Source organism: Streptomyces varsoviensis, from assembly GCF_000718635.1.
In the GTDB taxonomy this organism is placed as follows: domain Bacteria; phylum Actinomycetota; class Actinomycetes; order Streptomycetales; family Streptomycetaceae; genus Streptomyces; species Streptomyces varsoviensis.
Map to the genome: position 1 here is coordinate 223,310 of NZ_JOBF01000014.1, position 26,824 is coordinate 250,133.

A 26,824-nucleotide genomic window follows, 5' to 3' on the forward strand; every position below is an offset into this window, starting at 1 on the left:
CCGAGGAGCACTCCATGCCCACCGCCCGCCGCCGCGGCGACACGCCGCCGCCCCGCACCGCGAACAGCGAAGCCGATGTCCTGCGCGGCTTCCTCGACTATCTGCGCGTCTCGGTCGCCGCGAAGGTCGAGGGCGCCCCGGAGCCGCAGGCCCGGATGTCGGCGGTGTCGTCCGGCACGACCCTGCTCGGCCTGCTCAGCCATCTGACGGCCGTCGAGAGCGCGATGTTCACCGGCGAGCAGGTCACCGACTGGCAGGCGACGCTCCGGGCCCCCGCCGGGGTGAGTGTCGCCGATGTCGTCGCCCGTTACCGGGCGGCCGTCGACCGCGCGAACGGCGTCCTCGACGCGTGCGCCGACCTCGGCGCGCCGCTCCCCCGGCCGGGGGGTCCGGGCGGCGCGCCGAGCGTGCGCTGGGCGCTGACGCACATGATCGAGGAGACCGGCCGCCACGCGGGGCACGCGGACATCCTCCGCGAACTCATCGACGGCTCCACCGGGCGCTGAGGCGGCCGGGCTTCGAGGGGGCTGCGAGCCAGTCCCCCGGGCTGCCGCCGGGCCCCGGCGCCGGCATACGGCCCAAATGGCCCGTACAGCCGGTACGGCCGGGCTTCCCCCGCGGCCCCCCTCAGCGGCCCCGCTCGTGGGCCGCCACGGCCGGGGGCCGGGCACGGTGCGTTCTCGATCCCGGGACGCGGCGGGGCTCCTTCGTCTTTCGCGTCCCGGTCGAGCCGCACCCGCGGCACGGGCGGCGGGAGATCGCCACGGGGGCGGTGCGCTCGGGCCCGAACTCGTAGTGGTCCTCCACGTGCCCGTCGCAGTGCTGCGCGTCGCACGGCGCGCTGACCGCGTGCGGATACTCGGTGGCCCCCCTTCTCGGGATGACATCGCAGAACAGGCAGGGGAACAGATGGATTCCATCCGCGTTCTCCAGAACCGCGATGGCTTCAGGGTTGGTGCAGCGGGGGCAGATACTGGCCATGAGGGAGATGGTGCGCCGGCTCCCCCTTCAGTCCTGGGACTGTCGCGCGATTTCACTCTATTGCGGTGTCGCTCCCGCCCCCGCCGACGCGGTCGCCGACGCCGTCGCCGTCAAGCGCCAGGAGCGTCCCCCGCGATCCAGCGCCGGATCGCCCTGCCGAGCCGTTCCGAGGCGTCCGCGTCGGATGACGCGGCGGCCCACGCGATGACGCCGTCCGGACGGACCAGCAGGCTCGGCTCCGCCGCGGACCCGCCGGGCGCCGGGGCGGTGGCCGGGCCGGAGGCCGGGTCCGGGACGTACGCGATCCGCGGCTTCAACTGGTCCACCGCGGCGGCGAAGTCGCCGCCGGGCGACCGGTCGACGAGGACGAAGCGGCCGTCGTGGGCGTGGTCGGCGAGCCGCCCTCCGGACGCCAGCGCGATATCACCGGCTATCGACCCGACCAGCGCCGCGGCCTCGGCGGCCGTGTCGGCTATGCCGGCCGCGGCAGTCACATCAGCCGCGTCAGCCACGTCATAGCGCTGCTCGATCCCGGCGGTCAGCGCGATCATGCGGTTCATCACCCCCGGCACGGTGAACAGTTCGCCGCGGACGACCCGCCGGAGCTGTGCGGTGTGTTCGTCGCCGCGCATCAGCGCGACCTGGGCCCGCGTCCAGTCCAGGACCCACGCCGCGATCGGCCGGCGCTCGCTCCCGTACGTGTCGAGCAGGCCGTCCGGGGCCCAGCCGGCCACCGTCGCGGCGAGCTTCCAGCCGAGGTTGACCGCGTCGCCGAGGCCGAGGTTCAGCCCTTGGCCGCTGAACGGCGAGTGCACATGCGCGGCGTCGCCCGCGAGCAGCACCCGGCCGCGCCGGTACGAGCGCGCCTGCCGGGCGTTGTCCGACCACCGGGTCGCCCGGCCCTCGATGCCCCGGATGGTCACCTCGGTTCCGGTGACGTACCGCACGACGCTCTGCAACTCCTCGACCGTGACCGGCGCGTTCCGGTCCTCCGGCTGCGGGCCGAAGCGGGCGACGAGGATACGTCCCGGAACCGGGCCGTACGCGTAGATGCCGCGCGGCGTCCACGTCCATCCGCGGCTCAGCCCGCTCGGGTCGTCGAAGTCGGCTATCGCCTGGTATCCGACCAGTTGGGGATCGGTGCCCTCGAACTCGATGCCGGCCTGCTTGCGCAGCACGCTCCGGCCGCCGTCGGCCGCGACGATCCACTCGGCGCTCAGCTCGCCCTCGCTGGTCTCCAGCACGACCCCCTCACCGGGGGCCGCCGCCTCGGTGGCGCCCACGCCGTCCCGCACGCCGTACACCTCGACGCCGCGGCGGATCTCGACGCCGAGCCTGGCGCAGTGCTCCCCGAGCAGCGTTTCGAGATCGTGCTGCGGCACCAGGAAGCCGCCCACCGCGGCCGTGTGCGCGGCCAGCACGGGGTCGCTCTGGTCGAGCAGGTCGTCGCGGTACAGCATCCCGGCGAAGTGTCCGAAGGCCGGGAACTTCCCGGGCGCCCACGCGCGCCAGTCCGACTGCCCTCCCCGGTCGGCCCCGTCAGCCGGCCCGGCCCCGCCCGCCAGATCGGCCCCGCCCTCCGGCTCAGAGGCGTCCGCCGACTCGGGGACGTCCGCCGGCTCGGGGGCGGTCCGGTCCGACGCCCCTCCGGCGAAGGCGTCGACCGATGTCATCCGGCGGCGCTGGACGCGCTCCGCGGCCGGGAGCAGTCCGCGCCGGTCCAGGATCTCGGCGCTGGCGATGTTGATCGATCCGGCCTTGATGGTCGGGTCCGGCTCCGCGAGCCGTTCCAGAACGGTCGCCCGCACCCCTTGAAGCGCCAGCTCCGCGGCGAGCAGGAGGCCGGTGGGCCCCGCTCCGACGACGACCACAGTGGTGTGCTGCATGACAGTTCCTCGTTCTCCCGCAGGTTCCCTTACCAGGCTTACTAAGCTTACTGAGTAAGCTTACTCGATAAGGTTAACTCGGTAAGGTAAAGTTCTCGTATGGCGAATCGAGGGGACCGGGGCGGGTCACGGACACGGGCGCGCATCGCCGCGACGGCGACGGAGATGTTCCTTGAGCGCGGGTTCGACGAGGTGACCGTCGCCGACGTCGCCGCGGCGGCAGGCGTCTCCAAGGTGACGGTCTTCGCGCACTTCGACCGCAAGGAAGACCTGCTGCTCGACCGGCTCCCCGGCGCCATCGACATCATGCGGACGGTGATCCGCGAGCGCGCGGACGATGTCACCCCCTTCGAGGCGCTGCGCGAGGCCGCGTTCGGTCTCGCCGCCGAACCGCACCCGCTGTCCGGGCTGCTCGAAGGAGCCGAGCCGTTCCTGCGGACCGTGATGGAATCCCCCGCGCTCGTCGCGCGGTTCCGCGCGTTCGCGTACGAGGTCGAGAACGCCCTGGCCGACGCCCTCGACGCGGACGACCGGTTCACCGGGGACAGCGCGCTGACCGCGGCGCTGATCGTCGCCGCGTACCGCACGGTCGCCGTCGACACGGCGCGCCGACGGCTCGCCGGAGGCGACCTCGCCGAGATCAGGGCAGCGCACCGGGAGCGCCTGACGTCCGCCTTCGAGGTGCTGGCGAACGGTCTGGCCTGACCGACCCCAGCAACCCCCATGCCCCTGGTACGAGCCGAGGCGCCGTCAGTTCACGCGGGGGTGGCCGGCTATCCGCTGGGCGGGGATCGAACCGGCGGCGGGCGCCGACGGCTCCTCCGCGCGACGGGCCTCCGCGTACGGGATGACCGGCCAGGCCGGTTCGATGTACGCGGCGGGGTTCGACGTGCGGCGCAGATAGCTCTGCAAGGAGGCGGACTGCTCGGCCGCGGCGGCGACTTGGAGCTCGTACAGGTCGGCGATCGGCATCGAGCCCACGGGCGCGTACGTCTCGCCCACGCGCCGCGCCGTACGGGCGGCGGCCAGCGCGTCGGCCTCCGCGCGGTGCGCGGCGTCCAGCGCCACGCCGTAGTGGGCGCAGAGCGCTTGCAGGGTGCGCTTGCCCTTGCGGTACCGGTCCGCGTACTTGTCCAGGACGAGCGGATCGACGATCGGCCACGGGCCGGGGCCCAGCCGCTCCGAGAGCGGTTCGACGCCGTGCCGGCGGCACTCGCGGTCCAGCAGCGACAGGTCGTACCGCGCGTTCATGACGACGAGCGGCGCGCCCGCGCGCAGCACCTCGGCGACGGCCTCCGCGATCTCCGCTATGGCGGTCGCGGCCGGTGAACCATGGGCGCGGGCCCGGTCCGTGGAGATGCCGTGGATGGCGGCGGCCTGCTCGGGGATGGCGATGCCCGGGTCGAGCAGCCAGGTCCGCTCCCCCGCGACCGCGCCGCCCGGCTCCAGCCGGACGAGCGCCGCGGTGACGACGCGGTCGTGCTCGACGTCCGTGCCCGTCGTCTCCAGGTCGAATCCGGTCAGCGTCCCGCGGTACCAGCTCATCGCGGCCCCCTCCTCTGTGGTGCTTCCCCCGACTGGTCCCCAGCCTCGCATGCCCCACTGACAATGCCCCCGGGCCCCCGGCGCCCCGACGGTGCGGCCGCCCGTAACTGCACGTCAGACGCGGCGCTGCCGGAACACCCCCCGCCGCCGCCCCGCCGCCGACGCACCGCCACTTCTACGAAACCGGCCGCGAGTCCGCCCACACTCCGTCGAACTCCTCCCGGTATGTCGCGAAGAGCCCGTTGTCGGCGTCCTGGTCCTCCCGCACCACGTCCCTCTCCCGCCCCCCGCCGCGCAGCACCAGCACCGGCGCCTCCATGCCGCGCGCCTTGCGGAGGTAGGACTGGACGACGGCGAGGCCGTCCGCGCCGTCGCCGTTGACGAGGTAGGCGGTGAAGCGCGGGGTCTCGTCGAAGACGCGGATCTCGAAGGCGGCGGTGTCCCGGAGCCGGTCGCGCACCCGCCGCATGTGCATGATGTTCATCTCGACGGAACGGCTCATCTCGCCCTTTTTGATGCCGAGTTCGCGCTCCCGGCGGCGTACGGCGCTGCTCGCGGGGTTGAGGAAGAGGAGCCGGGAGCGGCAGCCGGCCTCGGCGAGCCGTACGAGCCGCCGCCCCGAGTAGTTCTGCACGAGGAGGTTGAGCCCTATGCCGACGGCATCGAGGCGGCGGGCGTTGCCGAAAAGGTCCTCCACGGGGAGCTGCCGCTGGAGCCGCACCCGGTCGGCGTGGACGCCGATGACGTCCGCGTACCGGTCGCCGACCAGGTCCTCCACGGCGTCGACGGGCAGCCGGCCCGCGCCCGGACCGCGGGCGCCGGTACCAAGGATCTCCAGCAGCCGGGCGGCGGCCCGTTCGGCCTGGGCGAGGACGGTGACGGACAGGGCGCGGTTGCGGGAGACGACGTTGCGGGAGACCTCCAGCTCGTCGAGGGCCAGCTCCAGCTCGCGCCGGTCGTCCATGTAGGGCTCGAAGCAGGGCCAGTGCTGTACGAGCAGTTCGCGGAGCTGGGGCAGGGTGAGGAAGGAGAGCACGTTGTCGTCGGCGGGGTCGAGCAGATAGCCCTTGCGGCGGCTCACCTCCCGTACGGCCGCGGCGCGCTGCACCCACTCCTGTCCGGCGGGCCCGGCCGCGGCGACGACCCACTCCTCCTCGCCGTGCACGGGTTCGTAGACCGGCCGCAGCACGGCGGCGACGACGGCGCGCAGCCGCTGTTCGACGAGGTTGAGCCAGATGTAGGCCCGTCCGGCGCGCCGCGCCCGCGTACGCACCTCGCTCCACGCGTCGGCGCCCCAGTCCAGCTCCGCGCCGATCTCCATCGGCCGCGCCAGGGACACCGCGCCGGGTGGAGCGTCGGTCGAGCCGTCCCCCTCGGAAGCCTCGCCTCCCGGGGGCAGCTCCAACCCGCCCGAGCTCACCTGTGCACCGCCTTCCGCCCCCGTCCAACGATCAAGGCAGACTACTGTGCGGCGGGAGTGCGGTGCAGCCCGATGGGGGCAGTCCTCCGCCAACTCTCCGCCGCGCGGTGCCCGTTGCCGCCGGAGCCGGCGCGAGGAGTGAGCGGATTCATAGCGGCTACCCGTCATGGACGGCCGAAGACGGCGGTACAGGGTAGGGCGGACCCGCGACCGGCCCCCCGGAGACCGCGTCCCGCCGTACGACCCGGGGCACACGACCGTCGTACGGACCGGGGCACACGACCGCCGTACAGGCGCGGGCACACGACCGTCGTACGAGCGGGGCCGACGCCGCGCCCGCCCTGGCGGCCGGCCGGTGTCCGGGCCCCACCCATTTGTCCGAGGGTCACCCGGTTGGACTGACCGAAGTGAGAGGTGGCAGGTCGGCTTTTGGGGAAGATCTGCCGAAAGGACCGCCCGAAGGCGTCAGTTGGGCGAGGATTCCGTTCCGACCTGGAACGGGGTCCCACGGCGCTCGATGGAGAAGTGGAAGAGTCGACTCATGCAGGTCTGGCCGGGACAGGCGTACCCCCTAGGTGCCACGTACGACGGCGCCGGCACCAACTTCGCGGTCTTCTCGGAGACCGCCGAGCGGATCGAACTGTGTCTGCTGCACGACGACGGCTCGGAGACGGCGGTGGATCTGCACGAGACGGACGCGTTCGTGCGCCACGCCTATCTGCCCGGGATCATGCCCGGGCAGCGGTACGGCTTCCGGGCGCACGGCCCGTACGAGCCGGAGCGCGGGCACCGCTGCAACTCCGCGAAGCTGCTGCTCGACCCGTACGCGCGGGCGGTCGGCGGGCAGATCGACTGGGGCGAGGCGGTCTACGGCTACCACTTCGAGCGGCCGGAGAAGCGCAACGACATGGACTCGGCGCCGCACATGATGTCCTCGGTGGTGGTGAACCCGTACTTCGACTGGGGCGACGACCGGCCGCCGCGCACCGACTACCACCGCACGGTCATCTACGAGGCCCACGTCAAGGGATTGACGATGCTCCACCCGGAGCTGCCGGAGGAGCTGCGCGGCACGTACGCGGCGCTGGCGCACCCGGCGGTCATCGACCATCTGACGAAGCTGGGGGTCACGGCGCTGGAGCTGATGCCGGTGCACCAGTTCGTACAGGACCACCGGCTGGTGGACTCCTCGCTGGCCAACTACTGGGGCTACAACACGATCGGCTTCTTCGCCCCGCACAACGCGTACGCCTCCTGGGGCGACCGCGGGCAGCAGGTGCTGGAGTTCAAGTCCGCCGTGCGGGCGCTGCACGCGGCGGGCATCGAGGTCATCCTGGACGTGGTCTACAACCACACCGCGGAGGGCAACCACCTCGGGCCCACGCTCTCCTTCCGGGGGCTGGACAACGTCTCGTACTACCGGCTGACCGACGACCCGCGGTACTACATGGACACCACGGGCACCGGGAATTCCCTGCTGATGCGGAGCCCCCATGTGCTCCAGCTCATCATGGACTCGCTGCGCTACTGGGTGACCGAGATGCGGGTGGACGGCTTCCGCTTCGATCTGGCGGCGACGCTGGCGCGCCAGTTCCACGAGGTGGACCGGCTCTCGTCCTTCTTCGACCTGGTGCAGCAGGACCCGGTGGTGAGCCAGGTGAAGCTGATCGCCGAGCCGTGGGACGTCGGCGAGGGCGGCTACCAGGTGGGCAATTTCCCGCCTTTGTGGACCGAGTGGAACGGAAAGTTCCGGGACACCGTGCGGGACATGTGGCGCGGCGAGCCCCGGACCCTGGCCGAGTTCGGCTCCCGGCTGACCGGCTCCTCCGACCTCTACCAGGGCGACGGCCGCCGCCCGCTGGCCTCGGTCAACTTCGTCACCTGCCACGACGGCTTCACCCTGCACGACCTGGTCTCGTACAACGAGAAGCACAACGAGGCCAACGGCGAGGACAACCAGGACGGCGAGAGCCACAACCGCTCCTGGAACTGCGGCGTCGAGGGCGAGACCGACGACCCCGAGGTGCTGACGCTGCGCGAGCGCCAGATGCGCAATTTCATCGCCACGCTGATGCTGTCCCAGGGCGTGCCGATGCTCAGCCACGGCGACGAGTTCGCCCGGACGCAGGGCGGCAACAACAACGCCTACTGCCAGGACAACGAGATCTCCTGGGTGCGCTGGCCCGCCCCCCGGGGCGGCGACAGCGGCGCGGAGGAGGCCGATCCGGCGCGCCGGATGTTCGACTTCACCCGGGCCATGGTGTGGCTCCGCCGCGACCACGCGGTGTTCCGGCGCCGCCGCTTCTTCCACGGCCGGCCGATGCAGGGCACCCATGACGAATTGTCGGACATCTCCTGGTTCACTCCGGAGGGCGAGGACATGGTCCAGCGCGACTGGCAGGCCGATCAGGCCAAGTCGCTGACGGTCTTCCTGAACGGGAGCGCCATCTCGGAGCCGGGGCCGCGCGGCGAGGCGATCACCGACGACTCCTTCCTGCTGATGTTCAACGCGCACGACGAGCCCATGGAATTCACGGTTCCGGTGGACCACGGGAGGCAGTGGCAGCTCATCGTCGACACGGCGCGGCCGGAGGGCGTCGAGCCCGACGGCCCCAAGGTCCAGGGCGGCGACCGGCTCACCCTCACCGATCGCAGCCTGACGGTCCTCCAGCGCCCGGCCTGAGGGGCGGCCGGGGGCGCCCGGGTGGGACCTTCGCGGGGGCCCGGGATGGGGCCTTCGCGGGCGCCCGGGATGGGACCTTCGCGGGCGCCCGGGATGGGGCCTCCGCTCGCGCCCGGCCCAAGGGCCTCTGCCACGTCCCTCACCCGAACGGCCCGATAGTACGTGTACCTGCCACGCGGACCGCCGGAGCGCCCCACCGCGGGTACGTACGTCCCCATGAGGCCCGACCCCGCCGCACCGCCCACCGCCACCTACCGGCTCCAGCTCCAGCCGGAGTTCCCGTTCGCCGCCGCCGAGCGGGCCGTCCCCTACCTCGCCTCCCTCGGCGTCTCCCACCTGCACCTCTCCCCCGTCCTGGAGGCCGTACCGCGCTCCGCGCACGGCTACGACGTGATCGACCACGGCGCCGTACGGGCGGAGCTGGGCGGCGAGGACGGGCTGCGCGCGCTGGCCCGTACGGCGCACGCGCACGGGCTCGGCCTGGTCCTCGACATCGTGCCGAACCACATGGCGGTGCCCGCGCCCGAGCGGCTGAACCGCCCGCTGTGGGAGGTGCTGCGGGACGGCCCGGCCTCGCCGTACGCGCGCTGGTTCGACATCGACTGGGCCGAGCACGGCGGCAAGGTGCTGCTGCCCGTGCTCGGCGGCCGGCTCGGCGAGGAGCTGCCCCGGCTCAGCATGTCGGGCTCGACGCTGCGCTATTACGACCACGAGTTCCCGCTCCGCCCCGGCACCGAGCGGCTGCCGCTGCCCGGCGTGCTGGACCACCAGTGGTACCGGCTCGGCTGGTGGCGCCTCGCCCGTACGGACCTCAACTACCGGCGCTTCTTCACCATCTCCGACCTGATCGCGGTGCGCGTCGAGGACCCCGGGGTCTTCGCCGCCACCCACGCCAAGGTGGTGGAGCTGGTGCGGGACGGCGTGGTCGACGGGGTGCGCGTGGACCACCCGGACGGCCTCGCCGACCCGGCCGGGTATCTGCGGCGGCTGCGCGAGGCGACCGGGGGCCGGTGGACGGTCGTCGAGAAGATCCTGGCTCGCGACGAGCGGCTGCCCGCCGACTGGCCGGTCGCCGGGACCACCGGCTACGACGCGCTCGCCCACATCGACGGCCTCTTCGTGGACCCCGAGGGCGCCGAGGAACTCGCCCGCGCCTACCGCGCCTTCGCCGCCCCCGCCGCCGACCAGGGCGGCGACTGGCCCGCGACGGCGCGCCGCGCCGCGCACCGGGTCGCCGCCCACGAGCTGGCCTCGGAGATCGAGCGGCTGGTGCGCACCGCCGACCGGATCTGCGCGGCGCGGCCCGCGCTGCGCGACCACGCCCCGGCCGCGCTGCGCACCGCGATCCGCGAGATCCTGGTCCGGCTCCCCGTCTACCGCCCGTACGCCGTGCCCGGCTCGCCCTGCACGCCGGCGGACACCGCGCTGCTCCGGGAGGCCGCGGAAGGGGCCCGTACGGCCTTCGCGGTTCCCGAGGAGGCGCACGCGGCGGACGTCGTGCGCGACGCGGCGCTCGGTCTGCTCGGGGACGGCCCGGACCAGCGGGACTTCTGCGCGCGCTTCGCGCAGACCGCCTCCGCGCTGCGCGCCAAGTCCGTCGAGGACACCGCCTTCTACCGCTACGCGCCGCTGCTGTCCGCCGCCGAGGTCGGCGGCGCGCCGGAGCGGCCGGCCGTCTCCCCGCGGGAGTTCCACGCCTTCTGCGCCCGTACGCAGCGCGACTGGCCGGCCTCCGGCACGGTCCTGTCCACCCACGACACCAAGCGGAGCGCGGACGTCCGCGCCCGGCTCGCGGCGCTCTGCGAATTCCCGCGGCAATGGCGCGAGTTGCTGGCCGCGCTGGAGCCGCTGTCGCCCCTGGACCGGGAAGCGCACCACGCGGCGGCGGGTGCCGCGCCCGACGCGCACGTCGCCTGGGTGGCGTGGCAACTGGCCCTGGGGCTGGGCGGGGCGGAAGGCGACGGAGACGCGGTGGTCAACGGAAGCGCGGTGGTCGACTACGCAGCGGTCGACGACGCGGTGGTCGACGCCGGGCGGCTGGTGCCGGCGGTGCTCAAGAGCGTGCGCGAGGCCGCGCTGCGAACCACCTGGACCGAGCCCGACACGGCGTACGAGGAGGCGGTGACGGCCTTCGTGGCGGCGGGCCCCTGCGGTCCGGCGGGCGCCGAACTCGCCCGGTTCCGCGCCGCGCTCGCACCGTCCGTACGGGCGGCCACGCTCGGAGCGGCCCTGCTGCACCTGACCATGCCGGGCGTACCGGACCTCTACATGGGCACCGAACGCGAATACCTCGCCCTGGTCGACCCGGACAACCGCCGCCCGGTCCGCCTCCCGAACGGGCCCCTCCCCGACGTCACGGGCACCGGCGAGCCGCCGCGCGGCCTCTCGGACGAGAAGCTGCTGCTGACGCGCGCCGCCCTGCGGCTGCGCCGGGCGCACCCCGAGTGGTTCGGCACCACGGCCTCGTACGAGCCGCTGACCGCTACCGGCCCGGCCGCCGAGCACTGCGCCGCCTTCGCCCGCTCGGGCGCGGTGGCCGCCGTGGTCACCCGGCTCCCCCGGCGGCTCGCCGAGTCCGGCGGCTGGCGCACCACGGCGCTGCGACTGCCGGACGCGGCGGAGGAGGACGGGGTAGGGGCAGGCGGCGGAGGGGAAGGCGGCGGCTGGCGGGATCTGCTGACGGGCCGCTGTCTCGGCGCCGACGGCCCCGCGCCGCTGGCCGAGCTGCTGGCCCGCTACCCGGTGGCGCTGCTGGTACGAGAGGGCGTACGGGCGTGAGTACGGGCAGCCGGTCTATCGGTGGCCCTGCCCAGGGCGGCCGGCCAGTTGGCGGCCCGGTGCAGCCGGCCTGTTGATGGCCCGGGGCGGCCGACCAGTTGGTGGCCCAGGGGGGCCGGCCTGGTGGTGGCCCTCAGCCGCCCTTCCGCTTGGCGAGGGCGTCCGAGCCGACGAGCACGGCCGCGCCGAGCACCGCCAGGACGATGCCCGCGAAGACCGCGTAACCGTCAAGCCAGGGAAGGCGCGTGAACAGCCACACCGGACGGTGCCAGCCCGTGAAGTGGCACACCAGGGCCGCGCCGCCCTGCACGAACAGGATCAGACCCAGCAGCTCCCATGTCTTCTTCATAGCGCCACGCTAGGAAACCGCAGGTCGGGGGCGGGTCGGTCGAAGGTATACGGCCGTGCGACTTTGGTCGCCGATCGGGTTCGCGGCGGTCCGCCGGGCCCGCCCGGTCAGTAGATTCATCGACATGAACAGCTCATCGGGGGCCCGTACGGCGCGTGACTGGACCGTCGACATCGCCTGTTTCCTGCTCGCCGCGGCCTTCATCCTGTTCACCGTCGACTCGGCGGCGCGGGCGCCCGGCACGACGCACGGCGTATTCGTGGCCGACCAGGTGGTCGGCGCGCTGAGCTGCGCCGCGCTGTGGCTGCGCAGGCGGTGGCCGGTGCCGCTGGCGGCGGTCCTGGTGGGGCTCAGCGCGGTCTCGCAGTTCGTGCCGGGCGCGGCGGCGGTGGCGCTGTTCACGGTGGCCGTGCACCGGCCGTTCCGGGCCACGGCGTGGTTGGGCGGCCTGGCCGTCGCGACCACCCTCGTCTATCCGCTCGTCCGCCCCGACCCCGATCTCTCCTTCGGCGCGGCGGTGCTGGTCGGTTCGATGCTCTATCTCGCGGTGATCGGCTGGGGCATGTTCGTCCGCTCCCGCCGCCAACTGCTGCTGTCGCTGCGCGAGCGGGCGCTGCGCGCCGAGGCCGAGGCCGGGCTGCGGGCGGAGCGGGCGCAGCGGCTGACGCGGGAGCGGATCGCCCGCGAGATGCACGATGTGCTGGCGCACCGGCTGTCGCTGCTGAGCGTCCACGCGGGCGCGCTCGAATACCGCCCGGACGCGCCGCCGGAGCAGATCGCCGTGGCGGCCGGGGTGATCCGCAGCAGCGCGCACCAGGCGCTGGAGGATCTGCGGGAGGTCATCGGCGTGCTCCGGGCCCCGGACGACGCCGAGGCCGACGCGGACGGGGAGGGGGCGGGCGGCGGGTCCCGGCCGCAGCCCACCCTCGCCGACGTGCCGCGCCTGGTCGCGGAGGCGCGGCTGGTCGGTACGGAGGTCTCGTACGCATCCGTGGCGGAGGCGGGAGGAGGCATGGGGGCGGACCAGGCGGAGGGGGCCGCCGCGTCCGTGCCGGCCGCCACCGGCCGCACGGCCTACCGGATCGTGCAGGAAGGGCTGACCAACGCCCGTAAGCACGCGCCGGACGCGCCGGTCGAGGTGCGGATCACGGGCGCGGCGGGCGAGGGGCTGCGCGTGGCCGTCAGCAACCCACTGGCTGCGCGCGACGGCGGTCGGTCGGCACCGGACGCCTCGGGCTCGGCGATCCCCGGCGCCGGTCAAGGGCTGATCGGCCTCGCCGAACGGGCCCAGCTCGCGGGCGGACGGCTGGAGAGCGGCGCGGACGGCACTGCCTTCCGGCTCTCCGCCTGGCTACCGTGGCCCTCATGACCCGCCCCGGACACGCTGCCACGCCCCACCCCGGACCACCGGACACGGCCCGCCCCGAACCGCCCGCCATGGCCGTATCCGCATCGCCCGTCCGGCTGTGACGCACGTAAAGGCTGTGATGCACGTAAAGGCTGTGACGCACGTGAACGACGCCGAAGCTCCCACAACGCCCGCCGTCCGGCTGCTGCTCGTGGACGACGACCCGCTCGTACGGGCCGGGCTGCGGCTCATGCTGGGCGGCGCGGCCGACCTGGAGATCGTCGCCGAGGCGTCCGACGGCGGCGAGGTGCTGCCGCTGGTGGACCGGTACGCGCCCGATGTCGTCCTGATGGACATCCGGATGCCGACCGTGGACGGCCTGGCGGCGACCGAGGCGCTGCGCCGCCGCCCCCGGTCGCCGCAGGTCATCGTGTTGACCACGTTCCACGCCGATGAGCAGGTGCTGCGCGCGCTGCGGGCGGGGGCGGCCGGGTTCGTGCTGAAGGACACCCCGCCGGCCGAGATCGTCGCGGCCGTACGGCGGGTGGCGGCGGGCGAACCGGCGCTGTCGCCGACCGTGGTGCGCCAGCTCATCTCGCATGTGGCGGGCGCCGGGGCCGACGACCGCCGGACCCGGGCGCGGACGCTGCTGGGGCAGTTGAACGACCGCGAGCGCGAGGTGGCCGTGGCGGTCGGGCAGGGCAAGGCGAACGCCGAGATCGGCGCGGCGCTGTTCATGAGCGTGGCGACGGTCAAGACGCACGTCTCGCGGATTCTCGCCAAGCTCGATCTGTCGAACCGGGTCCAGATCGCGTTGCTGGCCCACGACGCGGGGCTGCTCGACCGGGAGTGAGGCGCCCGGGAACGAGGCGTCCGGGCACAACGCGAGTGGCGACCGGGCGCAGGGCGAGCGGCGACCGGGCGCAGGGCGAGCGGTAGGGAGGCGCCCGGAACGAGGCGGCACGGCAGGCGCGCGAACGCCCGTCGTGGAGCACCATGGGGAAGTCGCCGTCCGTGGGGACCCTCTGTGGAGACCGTCCGAGTGACAGGGAGCCGACGATGCAGTTCGAGGTGTGGGCGCCCGAGGCGCGCGGGGTCTCGCTCCGGCTCCAGGGCCACGCGTACGCCATGGAGCGCGCCCCGGACCGCCCCGGCTGGTGGCGGTGCGCGGCCGAGGCGGGGCACGGCGCGCGGTACGGGTTCTCGGTCGACGGCGGCCCCGTACTGCCCGATCCGCGCTCGCGCCGCCAGCCGGACGGGCCGGACGGGCCGAGCGCCGTGGTGGACCACGGCCGCTTCGGCTGGCGGCATCCGTGGCGCGGCCGGCCGCTGCCGGGCGCGGTCCTGTACGAGCTGCACATCGGTACGTTCACCCGCGAGGGGACCTTCGACGCCGCCGCGCTCCGGCTGCCGCACCTGGTCGATCTGGGGGTGACGCATGTCGAGCTGATGCCCGTCTGCCCGTTTCCCGGCACGCACGGCTGGGGGTACGACGGGGTGGCGCCGTGGGCGGTGCACGAGCCGTACGGGGGGCCGGACGGCCTGAAGCGGTTCGTGGACGCGGCGCACGGGCTGGGGCTGGGCGTGGTGCTCGACGTGGTCCACAACCACCTGGGCCCGTCAGGCAACCATCTGCCCGCGTACGGCCCGTACTTCACGGAGCGGCACCACACGCCGTGGGGCGCGGCCGTCAATCTGGACGCGCCGGGCTCGGACGAGGTGCGGCGCTATCTGACGGGTTCGGCCCTGGCGTGGCTGCGCGACTACCGCGTGGACGGGCTGCGGCTGGACGCGGTGCACGCGCTGGCCGACACGCGGGCGGAGCACTTCCTCGCCGAGCTGTCCGCCGCCGTGGACGCGCTGGCCGCCCGGCTCGGCCGGCCGCTCTTCCTGATCGCCGAGTCCGACCGCAACGACCCGCGGACCATCGCGCCGCGCGAGGCGGGCGGCCTCGGGGTGCACGCGCAGTGGAACGACGACTTCCACCACGCCGTGCACGCCGCCCTGACCGGCGAGTCCCAGGGGTACTACGCCGACTTCGCCGCGGCCCCGATGGAGGCGCTGGCCAAGGTGCTCACCGGCGGTTTCTTCCACGACGGCACGTACTCGTCGTTCCGGGGCCGCTCGCACGGCCGCCCCCTCGATCTGAACACCACGCCCGCCCACCGGCTGGTGGCCGCCACCCAGACCCATGATCAGGTCGGCAACAGGGCGCTCGGCGACCGGCTCGCCGCGACCCTCTCGCCCGGCCTCCTGGCCTGCGCGGCGGCGCTGATGCTGTGCGCCCCGTTCACGCCGATGATCTTCATGGGCGAGGAGTGGGGCGCCCGTACGCCCTGGCAGTACTTCACCGACCATCCGGACCCGGAGCTGGCGGAGGCCGTACGGACGGGTCGGCGGCGCGAGTTCGCGGCGCACGGCTGGGACGAGGCGGAGATCCCGGACCCGCAGGACCCGGCGACCCGCGAGCGTTCGTGCCTCGACTGGTCGGAGCCCGAGCGGGCCCCGCACGACGCGCTGCTCGCCTGGTACCGGCGCCTCATCGGGCTGCGCCGCACGGAGCCGGCGATCACGGACCCGGAGCAGCGGCTCCGTACCGGACTGTCGGTGGGCAGCAATCTGACGGTGACGATGCGGGCGGGCCCGCTGCACGTCGTCGTCAACCCGACCGCCGGGCCGGTGCGGGTGTGGCTCGGCCCGGAGGCCGCCCGCTGCACGGAGGTGGTGGCGGCGTGGCGGCCGGTATCGCCGCCGGATGAGGAGGGCGGGCTGCTCGTACCGCCGGAGACGACGGCGATCCTGCGCTGAACAAGCCGCAAAGGCTGCGCAGGTGGAAAAGGCTGATGGCGACACCCACAGAAGGATGCCGCCATCGTGTGACCGTGCTGCCTGGCGCAGGGGTCAGCCGTTGCCGCCGCCCTTGATGGCGCTGCCGGCCAGCCACTGGTCCCAGGAGACGTTCCAGTCGCCGTAGCCGTTGCCCTCCTGGACGGTCTTCGGGGCGTTCTTCACATCGAAGACGTCACCGGGGATGACCTGGTTGTAGAACCACTCGGCCTCGCCGTTGGTGCGCATGCCGATGCAGCCGTGCGTCTCGTTGGTGTTGCCGCCGAGCGTGTCCGCCGCCTTGTTCATGTGGGCGTACGTGCCGGAGGGCGTGAGGTGCACGGCGTAGTAGTACCAGTCGTGGTACTCGCCCGAGTCGAAGCCGACGGACTGCGAGGTCATGTAGACCTTGTGCTGCTTGTCCATGACCGGCATGACGCCGCCCCAGGTGTCGCGGCCGGGGGCGCCCAGCGTGACGGGCAGCGTCTTGACCTTCTTGCCGTCCTTCTCGACGGTGAGGGTGTGGGCGTCGTTGTCCGCCGTGGCGATCAGCGAGCGGCCGACGGTCCAGGTCTCGGACGCGTTCTTGACGGTGTAGTGCTGTCCGCCGGTGTTCACGCCGTTGAGGTCGGCCTTGACGGTGACCTTGGTGCCGGGCTTCCAGTACTCCTTCGGCCGGAAGTCGATGCGGCCGGGGTGGTCCGCGGACCAGTCCTGCACCCAGCTCCAGGCGCCGTCGACGTGCGGGCTGGTGGAGACGGAGAGGGCCTTCTGCACGGCGGCCTTGTCGGTGATCTTCTGATCGAAGGTGATCGAGACCGGCATGCCGACGCCGTACGTGCCGCCGTCCGCCGTATTGATCTTGAAGTTGACCGGGTGCTTCGGCTTCAGGGTGGTGAACCCGGACGTCTGGGTGGTGCTGTGACCGTCCGAGTCCTTGGCCGTCGCGGTCACCGTGTACTTGGCGCCCGTCTCCAGGTGGCCCGTGCTCTGCCACGCGGTGTCGCCGGACCCCATGGCCCCCGGGGCGGCCTTGCCGTCCGGCCCGACGACCTTGACCTCGGTCAGCTTGCCGCCGCTGGCGGTCACCTTGACCGGCTTGTCCGTCGCCACCTCGGCCGTGTCCTTGGCGGGGGTGATCGCGATGGACGCGGAGGAAGGCGCGTCGCCCGCCTTCCCCGACGCCCCGTCCTTGCCCCCGCACGCCGTCAGCACCAGCGCCCCCGCGACGGCCACCCCGCCCGCGGCCAGCACCCGCGCCCGCCGACGCCCTGGTCGTCGGCCCGTGATCCGCTCGTCAGCTCTCGTTATCTCTCCTCGGTTGTGCTCAGGCATGTGCGCCGTCCACCTCATGTGCTCTAGTTCCCTGGCTCCACCCGTGCCGCTCAGCCGCGGCCTGCCACTTCTAAGACAGGTTGGGTAGGCCATCTAGTTGCCTCGCGCAGGTTGCGATTCGACAAAAAGAGACAGACGAGAGCGCAGCCGACAAACCCGCCGCCCCGTATTTCTGGAGGACCGGATACTGGTTGGAGTCGTCCGTGATACCCGTCGTGTCCACGTTCAGCAGCTCCAGCGCACCGTCGGGGAGCTTGCGCTCCTGCGGTTCGAACTGCTTGCTGGGGCCGTCGCACGACCACTCCGCCTGATCGAAACCGGTCCGCAGCACGGCGTTGAGGGCGGCGGGGTCGTGGCGCGACGTGCGTTCAGCAGCCTGGGGGCAGCGGTGCCTCCCCCGGTCCGTCGTACGGGCCGGGCGGCGGTATGGGCGCAGCCTCGGCGGGGCGCTCGTGCTCCGCCCGGCGCGCGATCATCACGGCGGCGGCCTGCCCGAGTACGAGCCCGACATCGAGTACGAAGCGGTGCAGGTTCACGCGGCCCGCCCCGTACGGCCGTGCGCACCCGCGCCGGATTCCGGGCGCCGTATCACCTCGGAAGGTCCAGTTCGATCCGTACGGTCTTGCCCACGGGCACCCGGTCGAGCACCGCCCACCGGTCGGCCAGCGCCTGCACCAGGTACAGCCCCCGCCCCGTCTCCGCCTCCGGTTCCGGCAGGACGGCCTCGCCCGGCTCCGGCACCCGCCGCTCGCCCCGCGTGTCCGACACCTCGACCCGCAACGTCGCCGGCGTCCACGTCATCCGCAGCTCGAAGTCCCGCCCCGGCACACGCCCGTGCAGCACGGCGTTCGCCGCCAGTTCCGCCACGAGCACGGCCACCGTGCTCGACGTGGAGCTGGCGTACGGAATGCCCCAGCTCTCCAACTGATGCAGAGCCAGGTGCCTGGCGAGGCGCGCCCCGAGCCTGGTCGAGCTGAAGCGCTGAGTGAACGCACGTACGGTGACGATGCGTTGATGCGTGGGGGGAGTCGTCATGACCCCCAATGTGGCCCGCCGCGCCCTCCGCCACCAGGACGGCCGCGCGTACGCTGCGTCAGCGTACGCGCACGAAGGGTAGACAGTACCGATGACTTGGCGTAACCATGGCCGCGTCGTGAGTGGGCAGCGAGACAGGCGCGCGAGAGGTGACCGAACATGACGGACGGCGCGGACGGTACGGGCGGATCGGAACCAGAGACTTCGGACAGCCTCCGGACGTTCGGCGCGGTGGTGCAAGCCCTGCGGGAGCACGTCGGCCTCACCCGCGAGGAGTTCGCCACACTCGTGCGCTACTCCAAGCACACGGTCGCCTCCATCGAACTCGGCCGCCGCATGCCGGACCCGGTGTTCGTGGAACGGGGAGAGGACGCGCTGGGGAACACGGGGGCCTTGCGGAAGGCTTCGCCGCATGTCACGCGGAAGCCGGGGCTTGCCGCGTGGTTCAGGATGTGGGCTCGCCTGGAGCAAGAAGCGATCAGTCTGTACACGTACGAGTGCCGGGTGCTACCTGGTCTATTGCAGACCAGGGCCTACGCGCAGGCCGTCTCGTTCGGCGTTCCGCCGCTTCCGAACGAGGAGGAGTTGGACCAGCGGATCACAGCACGACTGCTTCGACAGAACTTGCTGTCCACGCGCCGTAAGCCACCTTGCGCCTTCAGCTTCATCGTCGAACAGGCGGTACTGGAACGGCACACGGGAGGCGAAGAGGCTACTCGGGAGCTGTTCGATCATCTACTGGACGTGATCGACCGTCACTGGAACGTGGAATTTCAAATCATGCCGCTGCGACAGCCGACGCATGCGGGGCTGGACGGCCCCATGCAGTTGCTGGAGACGCCGGAGCACCGGTGGTTCGGGTACTCCGAGGGGCAGGAGTCGGGCCAGCTCATCTCGACGCCAAAAGCGATCAGCGTTCTTCAGCAGCGGTATGCCAAGATGCGCTCGCAGGCCCTCACCCCCGAAGACTCCAGGGCCCTGCTAATGCGAATGCGAGGAGCGCTATGAGCACTAGCACCGAACTGGCTTGGTTCAAGAGCAGCTACAGCGGCTCGCAGGGCGACAGTTGCGTCGAAGTAGCCCTCTCTTGGCGGAAGTCCAGTTACAGCAGCAGCGGCAATGGCGACTGCATAGAGGTAGCCGCCTCCTGGCAAAAGTCCAGCCACAGCAGCGGCAGCGAAGGCGACTGCGTAGAGGTGGCCACCTGCCCCAGCACCGTCCACGTCCGGGACTCCAAGAACAAGCAGGGCCCCCAGTTGGCGCTCTCCCCCACCGCGTGGGCGGCCTTCGTCGCGTACGCGGCGCGGAGCTGACCGTACCCAGTACGCAGGCGAACCCCCGCGGAGCGGCCCGGTACCGCGGGGGGACCGTACTCGTACGGCTGGCGCGTCACGTGTGACGGCCCGTACTCGATGGCCGTCGCCGGTAGCCTCGGCTCAACAAACTCAACAAGCGTGGGTCCTGCTGCTAGGGGGGATCGACAGCGTGGCTGCTCGGTATCGCCGCCCGTTTCCGCTCGATGTGATCACGATACGTTCCACCCCGGCACTGCGTATCGGTGCCGTTCTCCATTTCACCGGCGTCTGCCCTCCCGTGGAGGAGTTGCGGGCGCACGTCGCCGAGCGCCTGGCCCTGGTCCCCGCCCTGTCTGCGGGCCTCATCGGAGCGGGCGCGGGCGCGCGCTGGCAGCGAATGTCCGTCAGCTTCGACGATCACGTCCGCCAACGCCTGTTGCCCGTCGGCGGGGAGGTCGAGGAGGCGGTATGCGCCCTTGAGGAGGAGGCGTTCCCTCCCAACGGTCCCCCATGGGATATGACGCTGTTGACCGGCTATGAACCGGGGCGGTACGCGATGGTGTACCGGGTCAATCACGGCCTGCAGGACATAGGCGGAGTCGTATACACCCTGGAGAGCCTCTTCAGCGCACGTTCCGCACCGGCCGCGAACTCGTCCGCGGTCGTCCACGCTCTCGGAAACCGGCCGCGGCCTTCCCTGCGCCACCTGGCTCAGGCCGGCGTTCTGCTGGCCCGCTCCGCGACCAGTTCCGGCTGGCCGCTCCCCGGGCACACGTCTTCCGGGGCACGGACCTTCCGCCGGGCGGCCGTCCCCACGGACCTTCTGCGGGAGACCTCCCGGCCGTACGGAGGCAGCGCCAACGACGCCTACGTCGCCGCCATGGCCCGCGCCACGGCGACATGGGCCTCCACGCACCTTCCGCACAGCGATTCGCCTGGCCTGCCGCTGACCATGGGGGTCAACATCCGACGGCCTGACGAAGCCGCCGCCCCGGGCAACTACGTGGTCGGAGCGCGCCTGGCCGTCCCGGGACACGCGACAACCGAACAACGCCTGCGGACAACGGTCGCGGCCACCGCGCTGCTGAAGCCGCCACCGCGCCGCGAAGCCATCCGCCGCCTGACCCGGGCGGTGCCGCACCGGATACTGCACACGCTCATCCCGCTGCTGCTCGCGGCCGACCACGGTGATGTCGTGTGCTCCAGCTTCGCCCTGCGCCGGCCGCTGCGATGGCGGGGGGACCCCGCGATCGCAGCGGAGCCCCTGACGGCCCTCCCCGCCGGCATCCCGCTCGCGGCCCTCCTGCTCGCCTACCAGGGACGCTCCTCGGTGCACTTCGTCACCGATGCCGCGCTGCCGGGCATGGACATACTGCACCGTTACTGGCTGCGGGCAGTCCGCGAGCAGGCCGGCCGGCCCGTCTGAGCGGCCAACCGCCGCCACCGCGCGGCCGGTCCGGCGGCCGTCCACCCGCCTTCGCCCCTTCGACAAGGTCCCGTACCGGCGGCGCGGCGTCTCCGCGAGGGGATCGTGCCAAAGCGCCGACGAAGAGGCGGCGATCAGCCCTCGTCGGGGGTGAGGGTCAGGGAGATGGAGTTGATGCAGTAGCGCTGGTCGGTGGGGGTGGGGTAGCCCTCGCCCTCGAAGACGTGGCCGAGGTGGGAGCCGCAGCGCTTGCAGCGGACCTCTACGCGGACCATGCCGAGGGAGCGGTCCTCGATCAGTTCGACGGCGTCGGAGTCCTTGGGGTCGTAGAAGGACGGCCAGCCGCAGTGGCTCTCGAACTTCTCGGTGGAGCGGAACAGCTCGGCGCCGCAGGCGCGGCAGGAGTAGACGCCCGGGGTCTTGGTGTCGGTGTACTCGCCGCGGTAGGCGGGCTCGGTGCCGGCCTCGCGGAGGACGTGGTACTCGGCGGGGGACAGTTCCGCCCGCCACTGCTCTTCCGGCTTGTCGATCTCGTACGGCATCTGCGGACTCTCCTCAGCTCTCCCGGCGGGCCATGCGCTTCAGGATGCGCGGACCGAGTTCCGTCACATCGCCCGCTCCCATGGTGAGAACAAGATCTCCGGGCTTGGACATTCCGGCGATGAGCTCCGGGACGGCGGCCATGTCGTGTTCGGGGGTGACGTCGGCGCCCGCGGCGCCGGCGGCGTCGATGATCAGGGCGCTGGTGACGCCCGGGATCGGGTCCTCGCGGGCGGGATAGATGTCGAGGACCACGCAGGCGTCGGCGAGGGCCAGGGCCTGGCCCATCTCGGTGGCGAGTTCCTGGGTGCGGCTGAAGAGGTGCGGCTGGAAGACGACGAGGATGCGGGCGTCGGCGGCGGCGCCGCGGATGGCCTCCAGGTCGGCGGTCATCTCGGAGGGGTGGTGCGCGTACGAGTCGATGACCTGCACGCCGCCCGCCTCGCCGAGGAGCTGGAGGCGGCGCTTGACGCCGGTGTACTTGCCGAGGGCCGAGGCGAGGTTGTGGGCCGGGAGGCCGAGGGCGACGCCGGCGGCGAGGGCGGCGACGGCGTTGTGGGCGTAGTGGCGGCCGGGCACGGAGACGGTGAAGGTGAGCATCTTGCCGCCGAGGACGACGGTGACCTCGCTGGTCAGGCCGCGCGGGTTGACCTTGAGGACGCGTACGTCCGCGTCCTCGGCGTCGCCGTACGTGACGACCTCGATGTCGTGGCGGCCCTCGACGCGGCGGGTGAGTTCGCGGGCGCCGGGGTGGTCGGCGGAGACGACCAGCGTGCCGCCGGGGCGTACGCGGCCGACGAAGGTCTCGAAGGACTCGTAGATCTCGTCCATCGAGGCGTAGTTGGCGTGGTGGTCCAGCTCCACGTTGAGGATGATCGCGACCTGGGGCGCGTACTTGTGGAAGCTGCGGTCGCTCTCGTCGGCCTCGGCGACGAAGATCTCGCCTTCGCCGTGCCGGGCGTTGGAACCGGGCGCGTCGAGGTCGCCGCCGATCGCGTACGAGGGGTCGAGGCCGAGGGCGTCGAGGGAGACGGCCAGCATGGAGGTGGTGGTCGTCTTGCCGTGCGTACCGGCGACGGCGATCGGGCGCGCGCCGTCCATCAGCGTGGCGAGGGCGTCGGAGCGGTGCACGACGGGGATGCCGCGTTCGGCGGCGGCGGCCAGCTCGGGGTTGTCCGGCCGGATGGCGCTGGAGACGACGACGCAGGAGGCGTCCGGGGCGAGGTGGTCGGCGGCGTGGCCGATGTGCACGGTCGCGCCGGACTCGCGCAGGGCGGCGACGGTCGCCGACTCGCGGGCGTCGCTGCCGGCCACGTGGGCGCCGCGCTGGGCGAGGATCTTGGCGATGCCCGACATCCCGGCCCCGCCGATGCCGATGAAGTGCGGTCGTTCCATGGCGGACGGGATGCTGGGGGCCATGCGCTCTCCGGGTGCTCTGGTGCTCTGGGTGTCTTTTTGGGTGCTTCGGGCTGTGGATCTTGGTTTCGGCTGCTTGCGGGGGCGCGTCATCGGTCGTCTCGAACGGCTTTGGGCGGCTTCCGACGGCTTCCCTGGGCGGCCGACGACGATTGTCGCATCCTCGTCGGGGCGGGGCGGGCGTCCCGTACGGGCTGCCGCTCGGCTTCCGTCAGCCGTTCATCCGGCCGCCTGCGCCTCGGGGCCCGGGGCTCGCCTTCGCACCCGGACGAGACGGCGAAGGTGCTACGGGCGTACTTCGGGTGGTGGGCAGGCCGTGGGAGGTCCGGTCAGGTCGGGACAGCTACTGGGTCCCTGTGGGCCGTAACGCTCCCTATTGCGCGCCACTGATTCGACGTTCACCGATGAAGAGGCCTCATCCCCCAGTCGCCGCCGCGGGCGGGTCCCCGCTGACGATGCCGGCCGCGATGACCTGCTCGATAACCCGGTCGAGCTTCTCCTTGGCCTTCCCCAATTCATCGATGCGCGTGGCGATGTGAGCACGCTCGGTCATGAGTTGGTCGAGCATGCCCTGGGTCGCCAGGCCCGTGGTGACGCAGGGCAGGAGCTCGACGATCGTTCCGCTCGGCAGGCCGGCGGCGTAAAGCTGCTGAATGAGCTCTACGCGGCCCACAGCCCCTTCGGCGTAATCACGCTGACCTCCCGCCGTCCTGGTCGATTCCAGGAGTTTTTGCGTCTCGTAGTAGCGCAGTGAGCGGACGCTCACTCCTGAGCGCCTGGCCAGCTCTCCGATACGCATGGGTGACACCCTTCCCGCTGCGACTTGCACCTGACATTAATGTCAGGTTTTAGCGTACGGGGTGTGCGGACGCGGAAGCGAACACGCACCCCTGACAACGGCTGCGCCCCGTGACAAGGCCGGCCCGCAGCGAAGGAGAAAGCCGACATGACGGACCAGATCCAGGACAAGAGCGAGCGCTACCAGCGGGGCATCGCCTACTACAACAACCTGCACCAGGACTCGGCCGGCGAGGCGTCGTTCGACGCTCTCGAAGCCATCGCCCCGGGCTTCGCCGACCTGCTCATCGAGTTCACCCTCGGGGACGTCTTCACCCGGCCGGGCCTGAGCGTCAAGACCCGCGAACTGCTGACCGTGGCCGGCCTGACCACGATGGGCACCGCTCCCCTTCAGCTGAAGACCCACATCGACAGCGCCCTCAACGCCGGGAACACCAAGGAAGAGATCGTCGAGACGATCACGCAGATGGCCGTCTTCGCCGGATTCCCCGCCGCGCTCAACGCCTTCTTCGTCCTCGGCGAAGTCCTCCAGGACCGGGCCGGCAAGCAGTAGTCGCGCCCGGCCGGACGACGGTTCGCCGGCGCGGCCTAGGCACGTTCGCCGGCAAGCTGTTCACCCGCGCGTTCGAGAACCCACTGGGGCGGGCGTCAGGTGGGGCGGATGAGGCCCATGGACAGGCCGGCGGCTATGGCGGCGGTTCGGCTGTCCACGTCGAGCTTGTCGTAGATGTGGACGAGGTGGGTCTTGACGGTGGCCTCGCTGATGAAGAGGCGGCGGGAGATCTGCTTGTTGGCCAGGCCCTCGGCGAGGAGGCGCAGGATCTCGATCTCGCGTGGCGACAAGGCGGGCCGGCCGGCCCGTACGCGGCCGAGGAGGCGGGCGGCGACGGGCGGGGCCAGGACGGTCTCGCCGCGAGCGGTGGCGTGGACGGCGGCGGCGACGTCCTCCGGCGGGGCGTCCTTGAGCAGATAGCCGGTGGCCCCGGCCTCGACCGCCGCCAGGATGTCGGCGTCCGTGCTGTACGTGGTGAGGATGAGCACCGCCGGGGGCTCGGGCAGAGCCGTGATGCGGCGGGTCGCCTCGACGCCGTGCATGCCGTCGCCCATCTGGAGATCCATGAGCACGACGTCCGGCCCCGGCTCCCCGCTCTCCCGCGCCTCGGCGAGAAAACGCAGCGCCGCCGCGCCGTCCGCCGCCTCCCCGGCGGCCTCGACGCCAGGCAGTTCATCGACCATCGCGCGGAGCCCGCGCCGGACGACCGGGTGGTCGTCGACCAGCAGCACCCGGATCATGCGGCCGCCCGGTTCCGGGGCGACGAGTGGGGCGAGTGGGGCGGCGGTGTGTTCTCTTGGGGTGCTTCGGGATGCGTTGCCGCCGTCCCTACGCTCGTACGCGCCACCTCGGTACCTACGTTCGTACGGGGTGCCTTGGTGCGTACGTCCGTACTCGGGTCCGTACCCGCCGCCTCGCCGCCCGCGGCCGTACGCGCCTCCCCCGCTCGTACGGGCAGAACCGCGGCGACGGCCGTGCCCTCGCCCGGGGCGGACTCGACCGTGAGGGTGCCGCCGAGTTCGGCGATGCGTTCGCGCATGCCGTGCAGGCCGAAGGTGGTGCGGGGTTCTCCCCCGGAGCCCTCGACGCCCCCGGAGCTCCCGGAGCCCTCGGCGGCCGGGGTGAAGCCGATGCCGTCGTCGTACACGTCCAGCGTGACCTGCCCGTCGAGGAACGCCAGCGTGACGGCGGCGCGTTCGGCGTGGGCGTGGCGGGCGACGTTGGCGAGGGCTTCCTGGGTGAGGCGCAGCAGGGCGACTTCGGCCTCCGTCGGCAGCCGCCTGGGCTCGCCGTCGAGGTGGAAACGGACCTCGGGCCCGGCAGTGAAACCGGCCGTCAGACGGCGCAGCGCCTCCGGCAACGGAGCGTCCTGGAGGGCGGGCGGGGTGAGTGCCCGTACGAAGCGGCGGGCCTCGGCGAGGTTGTCGGAGGCGGTGCGCTCGATCTCGCGCAAATGCGCGCGGGCCGTTTGAAGGCCGGCCGATTGGGGGTCGGGCGTTGGCAGGCCGGTCGATTGGAGGCCCGTCGATTGGAGGCCGGGTGTGGGGAGGGCGGCCCTCTCCGGGGCGGCGGGTTCAGCCGCAGCGGCGGCCTGGGCCGCGCGGGCGAGCAGCACGATGCTCGACAGGCCCTGCGCCAGGGTGTCGTGGATCTCGCGGGCCAGCCGCTGGCGCTCGGCGAGCCGCCCGGCCTCCCGCTGGGTGGCGGCCAGCTCGCCCCGGGTCCGTACGAGGTCGTCGATCAGGCGCTGGCGATTTCGGCTCTCCCGGTAGAGCGCGGCGTACCCGTAGGCCGTCAGTACGGCGACAGCCGCGCCCGCGACCGGCCCGATGACCTTCGCCGCCGTGAACCCCTCGGGCCCCGCCGACTGCACCGCCACGACGGCGCCCGTGGCGGCGGCGACGGCGGGCAGCGACCAGCGGACCGGCATGACGTGCAGGAAGAGGAAGAAGAGCGGGAAGACGACATAGCTGAACCCGCGGTCCATGAGGAGCAGCACCAGCCACAGGCCGGTGACGCCCGCGAGCCACAGCCCCGTCCGCGAGCCGAGGGGCCGCCGCCCCGCCCTCGCCGCGCGCGACTCCTGGGCCACCCCGAGCCCGTAGACGAGGGCGAGCGCGGCGCCGGGGAGCAGTACGTACGGGCTCCGGGAGCCGTCCGAGCCGACGGCGGCCACGACGGGGGCGAGGGCGACGGCGAGCAGTACGTAGAACGCGCCGTGCAGCGCGAGGCGCATCAGTCGCAGCGACGGGGCGTCGACGTCGGTGCTGTCGTGGACGCGGGCGTGGGCGCGGTCGTGAGCGCGGCCGTCGATGCCGTCGTCCGTGTGGTCGCCGATGCCGTCCGTGCGGTCGTCGACACGGCCGTCGATGCCGTCGTCCGTGCTGTCGTCCGTGCTGTCGTCCGTGCTGTCGTCGGTGCTGTCGTGGACGCGGCCCGGTGGCGGCTCCGGCGGCCGGGGTACCTCGGGATTGTTCACCCCATCGAGCGTACGGCGCTCCTATAGGCACCCTTCCGCGCTTCCCATCATCCGTTCGATTGATTCCGGCGTGGACCCGATGGGCGGGGCGAGGACCGCTCCTGTCCCCGATGGCGGGCGCGCGACGGCGA

The 26,824-nt window shown here is 72.5% G+C and carries 24 protein-coding genes; 11 read left to right on the plus strand and 13 right to left on the minus strand.

Annotated features, from left to right (window positions below):
• Positions 1–14: 14 nt before the first annotated feature.
• A complete protein-coding gene (locus IF55_RS21560) occupies positions 15–506 on the plus strand; it encodes a DinB family protein (protein WP_030887805.1) in 492 nt (163 codons plus the stop codon).
• 121 nt (positions 507–627) lie between these two features.
• Here IF55_RS21560 and IF55_RS21565 read toward each other — a convergent pair whose 3' ends face one another.
• Positions 628–981 carry a hypothetical protein gene (locus IF55_RS21565; RefSeq protein WP_030887802.1) on the minus strand — a complete coding sequence of 118 codons (354 nt, stop codon included), beginning with the start codon at positions 979–981 and terminating at the stop codon, positions 628–630.
• Between the two features lie 110 nt (positions 982–1,091).
• Complete coding sequence (locus IF55_RS21570) at positions 1,092–2,867, minus strand: FAD-dependent monooxygenase (RefSeq protein ID WP_030887798.1); 1,776 nt, start codon at positions 2,865–2,867, stop codon at positions 1,092–1,094.
• A 99-nt stretch (positions 2,868–2,966) separates the two neighbouring features.
• Here IF55_RS21570 and IF55_RS21575 point away from each other — a divergent pair, with 99 nt between their 5' ends.
• Positions 2,967–3,572: a TetR/AcrR family transcriptional regulator gene (locus tag IF55_RS21575; RefSeq protein WP_030887794.1), complete on the plus strand. Its 606-nt coding sequence runs from the start codon at positions 2,967–2,969 to the stop codon at positions 3,570–3,572.
• 45 nt (positions 3,573–3,617) lie between these two features.
• On the opposite strand, the gene IF55_RS21580 is transcribed toward IF55_RS21575, so the two are convergent.
• The gene (locus tag IF55_RS21580) at positions 3,618–4,412 is read right to left on the minus strand and encodes an exonuclease domain-containing protein (RefSeq protein WP_048832274.1); all 795 of its coding nucleotides are present in this window, start codon (positions 4,410–4,412) and stop codon (positions 3,618–3,620) included.
• Positions 4,413–4,587: 175 nt separating this feature from the next.
• On the minus strand, positions 4,588–5,832 hold the full coding sequence (locus tag IF55_RS21585) for an SAV2148 family HEPN domain-containing protein (protein WP_030887788.1): 1,245 nt from the start codon (positions 5,830–5,832) through the stop codon (positions 4,588–4,590).
• Positions 5,833–6,373: 541 nt separating this feature from the next.
• On the opposite strand from IF55_RS21585, the gene glgX reads away from it, so the two are divergent.
• Complete coding sequence (gene glgX, locus IF55_RS21590; protein WP_030887785.1) at positions 6,374–8,515, plus strand: glycogen debranching protein GlgX; 2,142 nt, start codon at positions 6,374–6,376, stop codon at positions 8,513–8,515.
• A gap of 216 nt (positions 8,516–8,731) precedes the next feature.
• Positions 8,732–11,293 (plus strand): malto-oligosyltrehalose synthase, encoded by a 2,562-nt coding sequence (gene treY, locus IF55_RS21595; RefSeq protein ID WP_030887782.1) that lies wholly within the window; start codon positions 8,732–8,734, stop codon positions 11,291–11,293.
• 133 nt (positions 11,294–11,426) lie between these two features.
• On the opposite strand, the gene IF55_RS21600 is transcribed toward treY, so the two are convergent.
• On the minus strand, positions 11,427–11,642 hold the full coding sequence (locus IF55_RS21600; RefSeq protein WP_030887780.1) for a hypothetical protein: 216 nt from the start codon (positions 11,640–11,642) through the stop codon (positions 11,427–11,429).
• Positions 11,643–11,766: 124 nt separating this feature from the next.
• On the opposite strand from IF55_RS21600, the gene IF55_RS21605 reads away from it, so the two are divergent.
• The 3 genes from IF55_RS21605 (at position 11,767) to treZ (ending at position 15,798) form a co-directional block, all read left to right on the plus strand.
• Complete coding sequence (locus IF55_RS21605; RefSeq protein ID WP_048832275.1) at positions 11,767–13,011, plus strand: sensor histidine kinase; 1,245 nt, start codon at positions 11,767–11,769, stop codon at positions 13,009–13,011.
• A gap of 142 nt (positions 13,012–13,153) precedes the next feature.
• Positions 13,154–13,843, plus strand: coding sequence for a response regulator transcription factor (locus tag IF55_RS21610; RefSeq protein ID WP_281181012.1), 690 nt, complete (start codon positions 13,154–13,156; stop codon positions 13,841–13,843).
• A gap of 206 nt (positions 13,844–14,049) precedes the next feature.
• Positions 14,050–15,798, plus strand: a complete 1,749-nt coding sequence (treZ, locus tag IF55_RS21615) for a malto-oligosyltrehalose trehalohydrolase (RefSeq protein WP_030887774.1) — start codon at positions 14,050–14,052, stop codon at positions 15,796–15,798.
• Positions 15,799–15,891: 93 nt separating this feature from the next.
• On the opposite strand, the gene IF55_RS21620 is transcribed toward treZ, so the two are convergent.
• The 3 genes from IF55_RS21620 to IF55_RS21630 form a co-directional block, all read right to left on the minus strand.
• Complete coding sequence (locus IF55_RS21620; protein ID WP_030887772.1) at positions 15,892–17,151, minus strand: L,D-transpeptidase; 1,260 nt, start codon at positions 17,149–17,151, stop codon at positions 15,892–15,894.
• Positions 17,152–17,519: 368 nt separating this feature from the next.
• Complete coding sequence (locus IF55_RS39480; RefSeq protein ID WP_157854492.1) at positions 17,520–17,687, minus strand: hypothetical protein; 168 nt, start codon at positions 17,685–17,687, stop codon at positions 17,520–17,522.
• A 52-nt stretch (positions 17,688–17,739) separates the two neighbouring features.
• Positions 17,740–18,186: an ATP-binding protein gene (locus tag IF55_RS21630; protein ID WP_030887767.1), complete on the minus strand. Its 447-nt coding sequence runs from the start codon at positions 18,184–18,186 to the stop codon at positions 17,740–17,742.
• 159 nt (positions 18,187–18,345) lie between these two features.
• Between IF55_RS21630 and IF55_RS21635 the strand changes: the two genes are divergently transcribed.
• The 3 genes from IF55_RS21635 (at position 18,346) to IF55_RS21645 (ending at position 20,907) form a co-directional block, all read left to right on the plus strand.
• The gene (locus IF55_RS21635) at positions 18,346–19,194 is read left to right on the plus strand and encodes a helix-turn-helix domain-containing protein (RefSeq protein WP_030887764.1); all 849 of its coding nucleotides are present in this window, start codon (positions 18,346–18,348) and stop codon (positions 19,192–19,194) included.
• The gene (locus tag IF55_RS37430; RefSeq protein ID WP_078644897.1) at positions 19,191–19,499 is read left to right on the plus strand and encodes a DUF397 domain-containing protein; all 309 of its coding nucleotides are present in this window, start codon (positions 19,191–19,193) and stop codon (positions 19,497–19,499) included. Before IF55_RS21635 ends, IF55_RS37430 begins: the two co-directional genes overlap by 4 nt.
• 208 nt (positions 19,500–19,707) lie before the next feature.
• Complete coding sequence (locus IF55_RS21645) at positions 19,708–20,907, plus strand: wax ester/triacylglycerol synthase domain-containing protein (protein WP_157854490.1); 1,200 nt, start codon at positions 19,708–19,710, stop codon at positions 20,905–20,907.
• A gap of 134 nt (positions 20,908–21,041) precedes the next feature.
• On the opposite strand, the gene msrB is transcribed toward IF55_RS21645, so the two are convergent.
• From msrB to IF55_RS21660, 3 genes are all read right to left on the minus strand, one after another.
• Entirely contained in the window at positions 21,042–21,449 is a 408-nt protein-coding gene (gene msrB / locus IF55_RS21650) for a peptide-methionine (R)-S-oxide reductase MsrB (protein WP_030887756.1), read from the minus strand.
• A gap of 13 nt (positions 21,450–21,462) precedes the next feature.
• Positions 21,463–22,866, minus strand: a complete 1,404-nt coding sequence (gene murC, locus IF55_RS21655) for a UDP-N-acetylmuramate--L-alanine ligase (RefSeq protein WP_030887753.1) — start codon at positions 22,864–22,866, stop codon at positions 21,463–21,465.
• 412 nt (positions 22,867–23,278) lie between these two features.
• Entirely contained in the window at positions 23,279–23,662 is a 384-nt protein-coding gene (locus IF55_RS21660) for a MerR family transcriptional regulator (RefSeq protein WP_030887751.1), read from the minus strand.
• 147 nt (positions 23,663–23,809) lie between these two features.
• Between IF55_RS21660 and IF55_RS21665 the strand changes: the two genes are divergently transcribed.
• Positions 23,810–24,214, plus strand: coding sequence for a carboxymuconolactone decarboxylase family protein (locus IF55_RS21665; protein WP_030887748.1), 405 nt, complete (start codon positions 23,810–23,812; stop codon positions 24,212–24,214).
• A 95-nt stretch (positions 24,215–24,309) separates the two neighbouring features.
• Here IF55_RS21665 and IF55_RS21670 read toward each other — a convergent pair whose 3' ends face one another.
• Positions 24,310–24,954 (minus strand): response regulator, encoded by a 645-nt coding sequence (locus IF55_RS21670; RefSeq protein ID WP_030887746.1) that lies wholly within the window; start codon positions 24,952–24,954, stop codon positions 24,310–24,312.
• A complete protein-coding gene (locus IF55_RS21675) occupies positions 24,951–26,693 on the minus strand; it encodes an ATP-binding protein (RefSeq protein WP_063764015.1) in 1,743 nt (580 codons plus the stop codon). Before IF55_RS21675 ends, IF55_RS21670 begins: the two co-directional genes overlap by 4 nt.
• Positions 26,694–26,824: the final 131 nt, after the last annotated feature.

Bases quoted from the DNA above. Each gene is read 5' to 3' on its own strand.
- treZ (WP_030887774.1), top strand. From the start codon at position 14,050: ATGCAGTTCGAGGTGTGGGCGCCCGAGGCGCGCGGGGTCTCGCTCCGG.
- IF55_RS21575 (WP_030887794.1), top strand. From the start codon at position 2,967: ATGGCGAATCGAGGGGACCGGGGCGGGTCACGGACACGGGCGCGCATC.
- IF55_RS37430 (WP_078644897.1), top strand. From the start codon at position 19,191: ATGAGCACTAGCACCGAACTGGCTTGGTTCAAGAGCAGCTACAGCGGC.
- IF55_RS21630 (WP_030887767.1), bottom strand. From the start codon at position 18,186: ATGACGACTCCCCCCACGCATCAACGCATCGTCACCGTACGTGCGTTC.
- IF55_RS21665 (WP_030887748.1), top strand. From the start codon at position 23,810: ATGACGGACCAGATCCAGGACAAGAGCGAGCGCTACCAGCGGGGCATC.
- IF55_RS21635 (WP_030887764.1), top strand. From the start codon at position 18,346: ATGACGGACGGCGCGGACGGTACGGGCGGATCGGAACCAGAGACTTCG.
- treY (WP_030887782.1), top strand. From the start codon at position 8,732: ATGAGGCCCGACCCCGCCGCACCGCCCACCGCCACCTACCGGCTCCAG.
- IF55_RS21670 (WP_030887746.1), bottom strand. From the start codon at position 24,954: ATGATCCGGGTGCTGCTGGTCGACGACCACCCGGTCGTCCGGCGCGGG.
- msrB (WP_030887756.1), bottom strand. From the start codon at position 21,449: ATGCCGTACGAGATCGACAAGCCGGAAGAGCAGTGGCGGGCGGAACTG.
- IF55_RS21660 (WP_030887751.1), bottom strand. From the start codon at position 23,662: ATGCGTATCGGAGAGCTGGCCAGGCGCTCAGGAGTGAGCGTCCGCTCA.
- IF55_RS21565 (WP_030887802.1), bottom strand. From the start codon at position 981: ATGGCCAGTATCTGCCCCCGCTGCACCAACCCTGAAGCCATCGCGGTT.
- glgX (WP_030887785.1), top strand. From the start codon at position 6,374: ATGCAGGTCTGGCCGGGACAGGCGTACCCCCTAGGTGCCACGTACGAC.
- IF55_RS21560 (WP_030887805.1), top strand. From the start codon at position 15: ATGCCCACCGCCCGCCGCCGCGGCGACACGCCGCCGCCCCGCACCGCG.
- IF55_RS21580 (WP_048832274.1), bottom strand. From the start codon at position 4,412: ATGAGCTGGTACCGCGGGACGCTGACCGGATTCGACCTGGAGACGACG.
- IF55_RS21600 (WP_030887780.1), bottom strand. From the start codon at position 11,642: ATGAAGAAGACATGGGAGCTGCTGGGTCTGATCCTGTTCGTGCAGGGC.
- IF55_RS21570 (WP_030887798.1), bottom strand. From the start codon at position 2,867: ATGCAGCACACCACTGTGGTCGTCGTCGGAGCGGGGCCCACCGGCCTC.
- murC (WP_030887753.1), bottom strand. From the start codon at position 22,866: ATGGCCCCCAGCATCCCGTCCGCCATGGAACGACCGCACTTCATCGGC.
- IF55_RS21620 (WP_030887772.1), bottom strand. From the start codon at position 17,151: ATGCCTGAGCACAACCGAGGAGAGATAACGAGAGCTGACGAGCGGATC.
- IF55_RS21605 (WP_048832275.1), top strand. From the start codon at position 11,767: ATGAACAGCTCATCGGGGGCCCGTACGGCGCGTGACTGGACCGTCGAC.